11 protein-coding genes are annotated in these 13,254 nt (G+C 63.4%); 7 read left to right on the top strand and 4 right to left on the bottom strand.

Translation table 11 applies throughout. The annotated features are described in order from the left end of the window. The first annotated feature begins 139 nt into the window (after positions 1–139). Both BLQ77_RS08180 and BLQ77_RS08185 read left to right on the top strand, forming a co-directional pair. Positions 140–1,894 carry a relaxase/mobilization nuclease domain-containing protein gene (locus tag BLQ77_RS08180; RefSeq protein ID WP_089957706.1) on the top strand — a complete coding sequence of 585 codons (1,755 nt, stop codon included), beginning with the start codon at positions 140–142 and terminating at the stop codon, positions 1,892–1,894. Positions 1,895–1,921: 27 nt separating this feature from the next. After that, complete coding sequence (locus BLQ77_RS08185; RefSeq protein WP_242661653.1) at positions 1,922–3,616, top strand: conjugal transfer protein TraG; 1,695 nt, start codon at positions 1,922–1,924, stop codon at positions 3,614–3,616. Positions 3,617–3,884: 268 nt separating this feature from the next. On the opposite strand, the gene BLQ77_RS08190 is transcribed toward BLQ77_RS08185, so the two are convergent. Next, on the bottom strand, positions 3,885–4,283 hold the full coding sequence (locus tag BLQ77_RS08190; RefSeq protein WP_089957710.1) for a cupin domain-containing protein: 399 nt from the start codon (positions 4,281–4,283) through the stop codon (positions 3,885–3,887). Further along, complete coding sequence (locus tag BLQ77_RS08195) at positions 4,280–4,657, bottom strand: nuclear transport factor 2 family protein (protein WP_089957713.1); 378 nt, start codon at positions 4,655–4,657, stop codon at positions 4,280–4,282. Before BLQ77_RS08195 ends, BLQ77_RS08190 begins: the two co-directional genes overlap by 4 nt. 158 nt (positions 4,658–4,815) lie before the next feature. Between BLQ77_RS08195 and BLQ77_RS08200 the strand changes: the two genes are divergently transcribed. After that, entirely contained in the window at positions 4,816–5,064 is a 249-nt protein-coding gene (locus BLQ77_RS08200; protein ID WP_089957716.1) for a hypothetical protein, read from the top strand. Here the strand turns inward: BLQ77_RS08200 and BLQ77_RS08205 are convergent. Further along, positions 5,061–5,522 carry a PaaI family thioesterase gene (locus BLQ77_RS08205; RefSeq protein WP_089957718.1) on the bottom strand — a complete coding sequence of 154 codons (462 nt, stop codon included), beginning with the start codon at positions 5,520–5,522 and terminating at the stop codon, positions 5,061–5,063. The genes BLQ77_RS08200 and BLQ77_RS08205 overlap by 4 nt on opposite strands. 467 nt (positions 5,523–5,989) lie before the next feature. Here BLQ77_RS08205 and BLQ77_RS08210 point away from each other — a divergent pair, with 467 nt between their 5' ends. The 4 genes from BLQ77_RS08210 to BLQ77_RS08225 are packed head-to-tail and all read left to right on the top strand — an operon-like array spanning position 5,990 to position 12,149. Next, entirely contained in the window at positions 5,990–7,303 is a 1,314-nt protein-coding gene (locus tag BLQ77_RS08210; RefSeq protein WP_207545823.1) for a lipase/acyltransferase domain-containing protein, read from the top strand. A gap of 9 nt (positions 7,304–7,312) precedes the next feature. Continuing rightward, entirely contained in the window at positions 7,313–8,368 is a 1,056-nt protein-coding gene (locus BLQ77_RS08215) for a hypothetical protein (protein WP_089957724.1), read from the top strand. Further along, positions 8,365–11,115, top strand: a complete 2,751-nt coding sequence (locus BLQ77_RS08220; protein ID WP_089957726.1) for a hypothetical protein — start codon at positions 8,365–8,367, stop codon at positions 11,113–11,115. The genes BLQ77_RS08215 and BLQ77_RS08220 overlap by 4 nt, the downstream gene beginning before the upstream one ends. Before the next feature lie 14 nt (positions 11,116–11,129). Further along, entirely contained in the window at positions 11,130–12,149 is a 1,020-nt protein-coding gene (locus tag BLQ77_RS08225) for a trypsin-like serine peptidase (protein ID WP_089957729.1), read from the top strand. A gap of 450 nt (positions 12,150–12,599) precedes the next feature. Here the strand turns inward: BLQ77_RS08225 and BLQ77_RS08230 are convergent. Next, a partial coding sequence (locus tag BLQ77_RS08230) for a PfkB family carbohydrate kinase (protein ID WP_089957732.1) occupies positions 12,600–13,254 on the bottom strand: 655 nt, incomplete at its 5' end.

Raw genomic sequence — 13,254 nt, forward strand, 5'->3', positions numbered from 1 at the left:
CACGGTGCGCGGCGGTTGGGCGGTTGTTTTTGTTCATGTTTTTGCCGCGTTCCGAACCGTGTCGCGCGTGCCCGCACCGTGCGAGATGTGCCTAACACTCTGATATACAGCGCGGTTTCGCACTGTGTGGGGAAATCCCATGCCCGATGATCGCGAGTTCCGCATCCGTCCGGGACGTATCCGCTCGACACGGGCGCAGCAGGCCCGGCCCTTTGTCGCACAGGCCCTGGCTGCCGCGAAAAAGGCCGGGGGTGGTGTCTCGCGGGCCGGGCGCGTCACCCCGGGTAATCGGTCCCGCTTCGGGCGCGGTCAACGCGCCAGTATTCAGGCCAACCGCCTCATCACCGCCCGCACACGCGGCGCGGTGGTCAAGGCGCGTGTGGTCCGGCACAGCGGGAAATCCGCGCCCCTCGGAGCCCACCTCGATTACCTGCGCCGGGACGGCGTGACCCGGGAGGGGGAGAAGGCCAGGCTCTTCGGGCCGGGAACGGAGGATGCCGATGGCCGGGCCTTTGCCGAGCGGTGTCGCGATGACCGTCATCATTTCCGGTTCATCGTCTCACCCGACGACGCGCCGGACATGTCCGACCTGCAATCCTTCACCCGCGATCTCGTCGGGCGGATGGAGCAGGATCTCGGCACGTCGCTTGACTGGGTCGGCGTCGATCACTGGAACACCGCGCATCCGCACGTCCACCTGATCGTTCGGGGCGTACGCGACGACGGCCAGGATCTCGTGATCTCGCGGGACTACATCAAGGAGGGCATGCGGGACAGGGCACGGGATCTCATCACCCAGGAACTGGGCCCACGCAGCGATCTCGACATCCGCCGGACGCTTGAACGTCAGATCGGGGCCGAGCGCTGGACGCAGCTCGATCGTCAGTTGCTCCGGGATGCCGGGCGTTCCCGCATCCTCGACATGGCGCCGGATGCGGATCGGCAGCCGGATGCGTTTCACGCGCTGAAGGTCGGGCGGTTGCGCCGGCTGGAAGTGCTCGGCGTCGCCGACCAGATCGGACAGTCGCAATGGCACATCAGGGATGATGCAGAGGCAGTCCTGCGGGAGATGGGGGAGCGTGGCGACATCATCAAGCGGATGCATCGGGCGCTGACGGAACGCGGGATCGAGCGCGGGTCCTCGAGTTTCGTCCTTGCCGCAGAGAGCCTCGATGTTCCTGTCATCGGTTGTCTGGTCCAGCGGGGCCTCGATGACGAGCTGAAGGGGACAGCCTATGCCGTCGTCGATGGTGTCGATGGCCGGAGCCACCATATCCGTCTGCCCCATCTCGACGCCGCCGGCGACAGCGCGCCGGGCTCGATCGTGGAACTCCGCACCTATGACGATGCGCGCGGCCAGCGTCGCGTCGCGCTGGCGGCCCGGTCCGACCTGGACCTCGATGCGCAGGTGTCCGCGTCCGGGGCCACCTGGCTCGACCGGCAGGCCATCGCGCGCGATCCGCTCGCCTTGTCGGGCCAGGGCTTCGGTGCCGAGGTCCGGGAGGCCCTGGAAGCCCGGGCCGAGCACCTGGTCACGGAGGGGCTGGCCGAGCGGCGGAGCGGCAGGGTGGTCTTTGCCCGGCGCCTGCTCGGAACCTTGCGCGACCGGGAGTTGCAGGCGGTTGGCACGCAGCTCTCGGCGGAAACCGGGTTGCCGTTCAACAAGGCGGATCCGGGTGACTACGTGAGCGGTATCTATCGCCGGCGGCTCGCGCTGGCTTCGGGCCGTTTTGCGATGATCGAGGGCTATGGAGCTGACGGCGCGCTCGGCTTCCAGCTGGTGCCCTGGTCTCCGTCTCTCGAAAAGCATCTCGGCCGGGATGTCACCGGCCTCGCACGCGGGGACGGCGGGGTCGATTGGGACTTTGGCCGTAAGCGCGGCCTCGGCCTCTGATCAACACACCGGAAAGGAGCGACAGTCATGTCCGCGACCAAGATCCTCTGGGGCCAGATCTCCATCGTCTTCCTCATCATTCTGGCCACCACCTGGGGCGCAACGCAATACGTGGCTGCAAGCCTTGGCTATCAGGCACAGCTGGGCCCGCCCTGGTTCGAGCTGTTCGGGACGCCCGTCTACTATCCTCCCGCCATCTTCTGGTGGTGGTATTTCTACGAGGCCTATGCGCCGCCGATCTTCGTGACCGGTGGGATCATCGCCGCCTCTGGGGGCTTCATCGCCATCGGGGTGGCTATCGCCATGTCAGTCTTTCGCGCGCGCGAGGCCCGCAACGTCGCGACCTATGGCTCTGCCCGATGGGCCGAGAAGGGCGAGGTGAAGGCCGCCGGACTGTTTGACCCGGATGGTGTGGTCCTGGGACGCCATGACCGGGCATATCTGCGCCACGATGGGCCGGAGCATGTGCTCTGCTTCGCGCCGACGCGATCCGGCAAAGGGGTAGGGCTCGTCGTGCCTTCTCTTCTCACCTGGCCCGGCTCGGCCATCGTTCATGACATCAAGGGCGAGAACTGGCAGTTGACCGCAGGGTTCCGGGCCCGGCACGGTCGGGTCCTGCTGTTCGATCCGACCAATCCGAACTCTTCGGCCTACAACCCCCTGCTGGAAGTGCGCCGTGGGGAGTCGGAGGTTCGCGATGTCCAGAACATCGCCGACATCCTCGTCGACCCCGAAGGGAGCCTGGAGCGGCGGAACCACTGGGAGAAGACCAGCCACAGCCTGCTCGTCGGTGCTATCCTGCATGTGCTCTATGCCGAGAAGGACAAGACGCTGGCCGGTGTCGCCAACTTCCTGTCCGACCCGCGGCGTCCCGTTGAGTCCACACTCCGCGCGATGATGCGAACGTCGCATCTGGGCGAGAGGGGGCCGCATCCCGTGGTCGCCAGTGCCGCCCGTGAGTTGCTCAACAAGTCCGAGAATGAACGCTCCGGTGTGCTGTCGACGGCGATGTCTTTCCTTGGCCTCTATCGAGACCCTATCGTCGCCCAGGTCACGCGCCGCTGCGACTGGCGGATCGGTGACATTGTTGGGGGAGTGCGCCCCGTCACGCTGTATCTCGTGGTGCCGCCATCTGACATCAATCGCACCAAGCCGCTCATTCGTCTGATCCTCAACCAAATCGGCCGACGGCTGACCGAAGACCTGCAGGGCAAGGATGACCGTCATCGGCTGCTTCTGATGCTCGACGAGTTCCCGGCGCTCGGTCGGTTGGATTTCTTCGAGAGCGCGCTGGCCTTCATGGCGGGCTACGGCCTGAAGAGCTTCCTCATCGCCCAGTCGCTGAACCAGATCGAGAAGGCCTATGGCCCAAATAACTCGATCCTCGACAACTGCCATGTCCGGGTGAGCTTCGCGACCAATGATGAGCGCACGGCCAAGCGAGTGTCCGACGCTCTCGGCACCGCTACCGAGATGAAGGCGATGAAGAACTATGCCGGTCATCGTCTGGCGCCCTGGCTCAGCCATCTCATGGTGTCCCGGTCGGAAACTGCGCGGGCGTTGCTCACGCCTGGAGAAATCATGCAGCTGCCGCCTTCAGACGAGATCGTCATGGTGGCCGGCACACCACCGATCCGGGCGACAAAAGCACGGTATTACGAAGATGCGCGGTTCAGGGAGTATACCCGCCCAAGGTCGTCTGTTTGCTCGGCACGATCCTGAATGGAGCCCGTTTCGCCAGATCGTTGAGGATAAGAGAGGAAGGACAGAAATGTCAGCACGATGGCCGTGACCCAAAGAAGTGCAAGTCGTTGAAGACCCGACAGGCCGGGAGTCGGTGTCTCGCCAGAGGCGGCGCTCAAGGATTTTCTGAGATCATTGATGTTCATGGCTTCTGGCATCCGCTCTTTGTCTCAAGTGCTTAGCCGGGAGCCGCCTCCACGCCGATTGAGAAGGTCTCAACCGAGCGGGAGATTTTGTCTGGGGCGAGCTAGAGCCAATACATCGGATGGTGTGCTACATCCGCCGGGATGGCCGCATGGTCTTCGACCGGATACCGGTCGCCGGCCGTATCAGGGGCGGACACGAGCAGGATGCGCAGATCTTCGGGCCCGTTGTTCTGCACTAAATGTCCCAGGCCCGGGGAGATTTCCAGGGCCTCTCCCGCCTTGGCCAAGAGGATACGGCCCGGAACCCTGATCGTCAGTTCCCCGGCAAGGACATAGAAGATCTGGCGGGAGACCCGATGATAATGTGGTGCTTCGGCACCGCCGGGCGGCAGGCGCTCTTCGCGCAGCGAGAGTTCGGGGCGATCGACCAGTCTCCAGCCGTCGCAGCCGTTACCCCAGGGGTAATGGTTTGCGTCGGTCGCGCGCAGGGGGGCCGTCATTCCTCGGACCCGTAATAGGCTTCGCCCAGAAACTGGACGCCCTCGCGAAACCGCATGTGTTCGCAGGCATGCCTGACCCGACCACCGGCTCGCGACACATAGAAAACCGTCACGGATTGCGCCTCTTCGTCTACGGCGGTTCCGCTCAGTTCGAAGTGAAGATCGGGCACGCGTGCTAGGGCGTCGGTCCAGTACTGCCGCAGGGCGTCCTTCCCAATGATCTGGGCGTCACCCGTCACCTGCTTGGCGAGAGGGCTGATGAAGACGGAGTCTTCGGCGAACGGCGCGAGAACCGTCTCCACGTCATGTGCGTTCCAGGCAGCGATCCAATGCCTGGCATGGGTTTCAAGGTCAGTGCGGGAAAGTCTTGTCATTCTTCCGGTATCCTTCTCCGTCCGCTTTGGCGGTCGGGACTGACTGTCATGCGGCAGCATGGCGGCTCGCAATTGAGGAATTTTCCGGAGGTCCTGAGGATTTCGCGGCGACAATCCCAGAGAGGAATTCTCAATATCCGCTGAAGGATCCGAAATTCATGGCTCTGGGCACGGGGTGCATTCTCTGGGGGAAGACACCGGAGGTGACCATGCACCCGCGATACACGGCAAATCCAACGCAAGAGTGCGACAAAGATGGTCTCGCATCACGCGCGGCTCGGCCGCCGCGCCGCTTTCGGGCCTTTTACCGCTTGAGCGACGCGGAATTGATGGATCTGGGATTGGACCGCCAAAATCTGCCGATCTTCAATCCTGTTCAGGCCATTCGCCGAGAAGACCTGTTCTAGCGCGAAGCGGGCAGGTCTGGCGTGTCATGCAAGCAGATCAAGGTTTGCATCCCCGCCGCGACATGTTTGCGGCGATCTCCATCAACGCCCCATACATCGAGCTGACAGATGGTCAGTGTGCGACCATTCTTGATCACGCGGCCGACAGCCTCGAGATAATCTCCTTGCGCAGGGCTGATCAGGTTCAGTTTGAACTCGACCGTCAGGACTGAACTGCCTTCGGGGAAGAGGGTGAACCCAGCGTAACCGCCTGCGCTGTCGGCGATGGCCGATGTCCCGCCGGCATGGAAGTAGCCATGCTGTTGCGTGAGTTCTTGGCGGAACGGCAGTCGCAACTTGACGATCCCCGCGCGCACCTCCGTTATCTCGGCCCCGAGATGCGCCATAAGCCCCTGTCGCGCAAAGCTTTCGCGCGCTCGAATAATGATTTCCTCTGAAATTGGATCGCCGACCTGCATAGCTATACCTCCACTTCTTGGCCGGGGAAGTATGCATAAGGCATAGGTCTCGGCGCGTGAGGAATTCTCAGTCTTAACTGAATGAACGGCGCCGGAGCATAGCGTTGTGCGGCCCTCGGCTGCCTAAAATTCGCGATTCTGGGCCTGCAAAAGTTCCATTGCCGTCACGGCTAGAGGCTCTGGCACGAAGGGCGGAGAGCGGTCGTTCGCTGCGCACTGGACGAACGGCAGCTGTGCGCAGGAATCGGGCGCAGGCCCCAGTGCCTCGCCCGAAATGCTCGGTCTTCAGCTATTCCTCATGATTGATACTCATAGTGTCGGATTTCATTCTCTAAACCCATTATGGAGGCGGCAGCTTGCCCTTTCGCGCGGGTGGGTCGCGCCAACAGCGCTTGCCTAAAGCGCACGGCTCCGTCAATGTTATGAAATACTACTGAATTTATTTCTGTTTTATGAGGATAGCTGCCGTGAAGACCACAGTCGTTTTCCTGCCGGGCATAATGGGGTCCGAACTGGTGCTGCCGGATGGGGAGGTCGTCTGGCCCCCGAAGGTCACCGAAACCGTGTTCGGCTATAAACGCATCGAAAAGCTTCAATCCCCGAACTTGAGGGTGACACGAGTCATCGGGAACGTGAGCTGCGTGGATTTCTACAACCGCATTCAAGCGTTGTTCAAAGAGCTTGAGGTCCGGGCGAGCGGGGGCATGGTGCTGGTGGAGCACCCCTATGACTGGCGGCTCGACCTTTTCGATCTCGCGGAGGGACTGGCCGCCAAGCTCGACACGCTTGAGTCGGATGATTTCGTCATCGTGGCGCACTCCATGGGTGGGCTTGTCACGCGGCTGATGTTGGAGACGCCGACCTACCGCGCCCGTCCGTGGTTCGGGAAAGTACGCGCCTTCTACGCGCTGGCGACGCCGCATAACGGTGCGCCGCTCGCACTCGCGCGGGTTCTGGGGCTGGACAGCGCGCTCGGGATCAGCGGGAAGGATTTCAAGATGCTGGCGGAGAACACGAATTATCCCTCGGGATATCAATTGCTCCCGGCGCCGGGCGAAGATGCCTGCTGGAACACGACCAACGGCGCCGACCTCGCCCCCTATGATTTCTACGACAATGCTATCGCTACCAAGCTCGGAATGTCGCCTGCGCTGGTTGCGCGTGCCAAGGCGGTACACGACGCGTTCGCGGATGGCGAAGCGCCCGAACACGTGCGCTATTTCTACTTCAGCGGGGCGGGGCACAAGACGGTCACGCGGGTCAACGTCGACGGCGCGCAAGCCCGTGTGGTCACGACGCCAGATGCGGGGGACGGCACGGTCCCGATGTGGAGTTCGTTGCCGCGCCGGGTGCAAAAGCAGGTGGTGGTCAATGATCACGCCGGGGTGTTCCGTGGCGATCCGTTCAAACGCGTGTTCTTCCGTCTCTTTGGGCAGGACGCGGGCGATCCGAGGGAGATGGGAGCAGAGGTCGCGCCAACCGTGGCGCTGACCCTGCAAAAGCCGATTTTCGGCCAAGGCGAAGCGGTCGAGGTGGTGTTGGCCTCCGATGACCCGTTCAAGACGCTCGCGGGCGCTCTGGTGTTCGAGGCGCTTACGGAAGACGATGCGGTAGACGCCGAGGTCGCGCGGGTGCCAGTCAGCTACGCGGGCCCCGAGATCGCGACGCTGGCGATGAGCGTCACTACGCAACTGCCGCGCGGTTTCTACGAGCTGCGGTTCGAGGGCAGCCACGTGCAGGCCGACCGCGTCGTTTTCGCGGTCGCGCAGCGGTCGCAATAGGCGGCTGCGATGGGGGTGGTTTCGAGCGACGAACGCCGCGTGATCCAGACGCGGCTGCTGGGGATCGGGGCCGCCAACCTGGCGCTTGTCTACGGCGATGCGACGGGAGAACCAGCCGATTGGGTGCTCAACGACGCGCCTGCGGCGACGGTCGTGAAGCTCATCGGACGGCTCGGCAACGACGCCGTGCTGGCAATGGCGGTATGCGAGGCACTGATTGCGCTCACGCCTGCCCACCCGGACAATCCGAATCTGCGGGCTATTGCTGACCGGTTACAGGCACAGGCGGCGCAGGCTCTGGCTGACCCGACGAAGGAAATCTGGATCGGGTCGGAGCCGGTGGTGGACCGGGCCGGGCTCCGCGTGCTTCTGTCCGAACTTCACTCGGGTTTCGATCACAGCGTGATCTACGTGGCGGGCGGGCCGCTGTCGGGGCGGTCGCATAGTTTTCAGTTGATCCGCCATGTCGCGCAGAAGTTGGACATTCCGATCCAGAAGGTGGGGTTCGATGTCGAAACCGAAAAACGCACTGTCCACCACCTTTTCGACTGCCTCCACGACGCCTACAACATCGCCGTGGGCGGCACGCCGGTGACCGAGGGTGCGACACCCGGTGATGCGGCGTCGAAGCTCGTACGCCACCTGCGCAACCAGCTCCAAAACATGCCTTATGTCGATCCGCGCCTGTGGCTGGTCATCGACTTTTCCGACGAGGTTCCGGACCCTGCAGTGCCGGAATTCCTGCGGCTCTTCTGTGCCGACCGCGATGCGAACGCATTCAATAACTGCGTGCTTTTCGTGCTCGGACCGACCGCGCATTTGGATACGATGCGGGGCGAGCTTTACAACATGCAGGTCGAGGACCTGCGGCCGGTGAACCAGACTGACGTGCTTGAGGCAGCGGCCATTTTAAACGGGCGAGGGACGGTGCCCTTGGACGAGGACGCGGTGACGGCGCGTGCGAGCGAGATTTACGACGCGCTCGCGGCCCTGCCCGAAACCGGGCGGTTGCCGGAGCTTCGCCGCCGGATGCTCGACCTTCGTCGGGAAGTGCGGGCACCATGACTGAGGCCTTGGGCAGTGTGCTGGATTTCGACGCCTTGGGCGTGGCGGGCCGAAGCCTCGCCCTGTCTGCCGCGGTGCGCGAACGGTTCCGCCCGAGCTCGTCGATCGAGACCTGGCTCGCGCGGCAGGGAGCGGACCTGTCTGACGCGGCCGTGTCGGAGGCCATCGAGGTCAGCCTAACCTTGGGCGAGCTCGCCGGGCGGGACGCGGAGAGCGACGGTGGCGCGGCGCTGCCACTCGCCATCCGGCGCGAGATTCTGACCACGGCTGGGCCTGAGGGCGTGGCTCGCGCATTTCAGGCCAACCCACCGCGCACCCGTGTCGAGCTCGCCTTCGCCGGTCTCGTTGCGGGGCGGGTGCCGGATACGACCGGATACAGTCGCGGCGAACTTCTCGCGCTGTCGGTCGCGGCACAGTGGGCCGAAGGGCTCGCGGGCGCGGCAAAGGTCGATGCAGGTGAGATCGAGCGGCAGATGGCGGCACAGGAATTTGTCGAACGGGTCGGGGGCGCCGACCTGCCGCTCTTTGTCGGGCGCGAGGGCATGCTCCACGCGCTGCATGAGATTTGGCAACTTCGTGATCGTCCGACCGTGATGGTAGAGGGGCCGGGAGGCATCGGCAAGTCCATCGCGGTTGCCCGATTTTTCCAGATGGTATTGCAAAGCGACGACGCGGCGCTGCGCCCCGACGCGATCCTGCACTTGGATTTTGACCTGCCGCAAATGCAGCGCGCGTCCGGCGTCGATATGACGATCGAAGTGGTGCGCCAACTCGCACTACGTTGGTCCGCAGGTGGAGGTCCCGATGCGGCGACACGGATATCGCGGCTCATGCGCGCGCTTGGGCGGTCCGAGGAAAGCACGCGGAGCAAATCGCACTCCTCCGAGTTTCGCGACAGCCGCCACTGGTCTTCGCCCGACGATATTCTCGCCGAGGCGCTGTGGATTTTTCGCGACATGCTGAAGCGCGCTCCCCGGATCATCTTTTTCGCCGACAGTTTCGAGCGTGCCGAACTGCTCGACGAAGTGGCCGCGTCGAACGTGGGCAGGGTCATCTACGCGCTGCGGCAGCAGGATGTCGACCTCATGGTGATCTACGCGGCGCGGGCATATCGGCTGCCTGAGATTTTGGCTGGCGGACAACGAGAAAGCCGGATGTCGGTCAAACGCTTCACGCAAAGTGAGGCTGTTGACTACTTGATCAGCAAGGCTCGCCAGAGGGGTGTGAGGCTGAGCCGCTCTGATGCGGCACGGGCCAATCGGAACATTCGCGGCTGGCCCTTGGGCCTGCGCATCGCTGTGTCGATGCTGGGCACTTCTGCGGAGAGTTTCGATGCCGAAGCATGGCTCGCGCTGATCGAAGCCGACGGCAAGACGGCACAGGCGACGCTTTACGAGCGGCTTCTGGATCGGATCGCAAACGAAAACCTGCGGCGGCTTGCGAAACCGGGTCTGTTAGTGCGCCGAATTTCCGAGAAAGTGATCACCGAGGTGCTGGCAGCACCTTGCGATCTGTCGCCTGATATCAACCCCTCTCAGCTGATGGAGCAAGCGGAATCCGAAGGACAGCTGTTCTTTCGCGAGCCAAGAGATCACGGCGCGCTCTGGCACCGGCAGGACTTGCGCTCTATCATGTTTCCGATCTTGCAGCGCGACGTGCCGGAGGCTGTGGCACGAGCAATTCACGACAACGCCGTCGCCTATTATGCGGAAGAGCCCGGGGATATCGCACGGGGCGAGGAGCTTTACCATCGCCTCTGCCGCGGGGATCGGCCCGGAGAAGTCGCGCAACGCTGGACGATGGCGGCGGGGCAGCGGCTGGTCGGTTCCTTGGACGAACTGCCGCCCGAAGGAGCGGCAACCGTGCGGCTCATGCTCGGCGGTGGGCGCAGCGACGGGGCCGGTGGACTGGAAGAGCTCCGGGCAGTGGCGCGGAACAGGCTGTCGGATGGAGTGACTGAGCTTTCGGATTTGTTCGAGGCCGGTGGGGTGCCCGAAACGCTTCTGTCCCCAATGGGCGATATATATGCCTTGAAGCTGACCCAAGAGGGCCGCTTCGATGAGCTTCTGGACGTGGCAGAAACAATAGATGCGGGGGACAATGTGCCGCCGGAGGTCGTGGCTCGGATTGCGATTTCGGCGGCTGGGATCGCGGAAGGGATGGGAGAGCTGTCCTGGGCCCTCGAATTTTGGCAGCGCGCCGAGGTGGGGGAGAAGTGGCTGGACGTTTTGGAGCGCCTCTCGGCGCAGGTCGCGCTCGCGCGAGTACTACGCAAACAGCACAATGATGGGCCCGTTCGTTTGTACCATTTTCGATCTGCATGCGATCTCTTGAAGCAGGCTTACGAACCGAACTCTGATTTTGGTACGGCCCGGTTAGAGGTACTGGCTGAATTGTCAGAAATACTCGGCCCAGCGATGTCTCAAAATGCGTCGTCTTATCCTGGGGTTGAGTGGCCGTTGCTCGACCTCTTCCGCGATCTCTACCCCATGTTCCCAAGTGCGATGGAGAGCCGAGAGCGGATAGAGGTGCTGGCGGGGCTGCTCGGTGTTCCCGCCGACCAGGTCCATACGCCGTCGGACCTCGACGGGCTAATGTACAAGTTTTTCAACAGCTCTGATCCCGCAGAACATGCTCGTGCGGTTGCCGCCTTGCGCAGCGAGGTTGATGCTTCCTACGCTGCCGTGATTGAACGAGCGCGCCGAGACCGCGATCAACGCAGCCGACCCGGTTCCATCGCCTACTAACCCCGGGAGATCCCATGAGCAACGACCGAAAGCTGCTACGCGACCTGTTCCTGACGCTGTTTCGCAGTAACGACGATCTTTACGAGGCGATCGACAGCCTCGACTATCCCCAGATGCCAATGCTGCTCGCGGGTCTGCCGGCGACGAACCAGAGCCGGATCGCCTTCACATTGGTGGCGGTCCAACAGTTGGAGGCCCACGCGCTGACCGGACCTGCGCTCTTCGACCTGCTCGCCGCGCGGTATCCGGCGCGGGCCGAAAGCATCCGGTCGGTCGAGGCGGCCTTGGCAGGGGACAGCGATGAGAAAGAAGTGGACGCCGGATCTCTTTCGGACCGGGGCGAGGTCACGGCTGCCGATGTTGAGACGCAAGAAAAGCTCATGGGGGACCGCGCGACGTTCCTTGACGTGAGCTACCTCGCAAAGGGGGCAAAGGCGGCGCGAGCGGTGGTTAAGCTTCGCATGAAATTCGGGGCGGCATGGTATCTCGGAACCGCATTCCTGATCTCGCCGACCCGGCTTTTGACTGCCTTTCACAACGTGGAGAGCGAGGGAGCCCGGGCGACGGAGATCGAAGCGATCTTTGATTACGAGGCCTCCGTGGGTGGGGTTGAGGCTGAAGGGACCCGTGTCGCTTGCCTTATGGACACGGCGCAGGGCGAGGCTGAGGACGATTGGGCGGTGATCGATATCGACGTCCCGCGCGAGGGTATCACGCCGCTCACGCTCGCAAAGATGCCCGCACAGGCGCAGGACCGGGTGGCCATCATCCAGCATCCGGGCGGCATGGCAAAACAGGTCGCGCTGCACAACAACCTGGTCACCTATGCTGACGATACGCGGCTGCAATATCTGACCGATACGCTCAAAGGATCGTCCGGCGCGCCGGTGTTCAATGCGGATTGGGAGGTGGTGGCGGTCCACCACGCGGGCGGCGACCTCAAGGTGCCGGGCACAAAGGACATCGTATTTCGCAACCAAGGCACGCCGTCAGAGCGGGTGGTCGCGCGGATGAAGGCTCTCGGGATCGTATGACAAGAGCTCTGTCATAGAGGGGCGCCCCGAGCTAGACCTGTCCCCCGCGAAGACGCCATTCAGCGCTCAATGGAAAATCACCCCCTTGGCCTTCGAAAAGATCGCCGCACAACATGAGCAACACACCGGAACAGAACAGGTGCAAATCCAATTTGGGTCTGTTCCCCATGTTCGCTTCGTCCGCAGAACTGAATTTGGCGCGTCAGACTATGCTGCGCGATGCCACCGATGGCCGGTTTGCGGAAGCTGCGCCGCAGCGAGGCTCGTCCTAGCAAAGGTCCGGAAAGGGCCGGAGGCGGAGATATTCAAGCGTGCAGCATCCTCCTTGCCTTGAACAAATTCCCACCGGGTTTCCTACGGATTTTGGCAGTCCGTTCGCACCCTGAACGGGGCAGGTCAGGTGACTTTAAGCGCAGACTGATCAGGCGACGATGTCCGCGTCACCCGGCCTCAGCCGGACTCAAGCGAAAGCAGCGCGCGACGAAATTCCGGCTCGCTTAGCACCACCTCGCCCGCACCAAGCGCTTCGGCGTGGCTGAGGGCGCGGGCGGTTAGGGTCTGGGCGGTCTCGATGGCGCGGGGCAGGGCAAGGCCCCGCCCGATGCCCGCGACCACAAGCCCGGCGAAGAGATCGCCGGTGCCGGGCAGGGCGATCGGCAGGCGCTTGGTCGGGTGGCGGCTGAGGTCTTCGGGACCCAAGAGCACCGTCTCGAGTTGCCCGGGGCCGGTGTCGTCGAGCACGCAGCCGGTGGCGACCAGATGCGCTTCGGGTGCGATGTGCAGCGCCTCGCGCGCGGCCTGAAGATCCGCCAGAGTGCGGATCTGCTGCCCGGTGAGCCAGGCGAGTTCGAAGGGGTTCGGCGTGGCGATGTCGGCCATCGGCAGCAACCGGTCGCGCATTACGCCAGCGATGGCTTCGGGGACATAGAGGCCGGGACCGGTGTCGCCCATCACCGGGTCGCAGATGTACCGCAGGCTCGGGTTCGCGGCCTTCGCCTCGGCCACGAAATCCGCCACCATCTCGGCCACGTCGAGCGAGCCGATATAGCCGGTGAGGATGTAATCCGCCCGCTCGGGGAGACCGCGTTCGCGAGCGCCTTGCAGC

The organism is Salipiger thiooxidans (assembly GCF_900102075.1).
GTDB classification, from domain to species: Bacteria; Pseudomonadota; Alphaproteobacteria; order Rhodobacterales; family Rhodobacteraceae; genus Salipiger; species Salipiger thiooxidans.

Coding starts and splice junctions, on each gene's coding strand:
- BLQ77_RS08180 (WP_089957706.1), top strand. CDS start 140: ATGCCCGATGATCGCGAGTTCCGCATCCGTCCGGGACGTATCCGCTCG.
- BLQ77_RS08185 (WP_242661653.1), top strand. CDS start 1,922: ATGTCCGCGACCAAGATCCTCTGGGGCCAGATCTCCATCGTCTTCCTC.
- BLQ77_RS08190 (WP_089957710.1), bottom strand. CDS start 4,283: ATGACGGCCCCCCTGCGCGCGACCGACGCAAACCATTACCCCTGGGGT.
- BLQ77_RS08195 (WP_089957713.1), bottom strand. CDS start 4,657: ATGACAAGACTTTCCCGCACTGACCTTGAAACCCATGCCAGGCATTGG.
- BLQ77_RS08200 (WP_089957716.1), top strand. CDS start 4,816: ATGGCTCTGGGCACGGGGTGCATTCTCTGGGGGAAGACACCGGAGGTG.
- BLQ77_RS08205 (WP_089957718.1), bottom strand. CDS start 5,522: ATGCAGGTCGGCGATCCAATTTCAGAGGAAATCATTATTCGAGCGCGC.
- BLQ77_RS08215 (WP_089957724.1), top strand. CDS start 7,313: ATGGGGGTGGTTTCGAGCGACGAACGCCGCGTGATCCAGACGCGGCTG.
- BLQ77_RS08220 (WP_089957726.1), top strand. CDS start 8,365: ATGACTGAGGCCTTGGGCAGTGTGCTGGATTTCGACGCCTTGGGCGTG.
- BLQ77_RS08225 (WP_089957729.1), top strand. CDS start 11,130: ATGAGCAACGACCGAAAGCTGCTACGCGACCTGTTCCTGACGCTGTTT.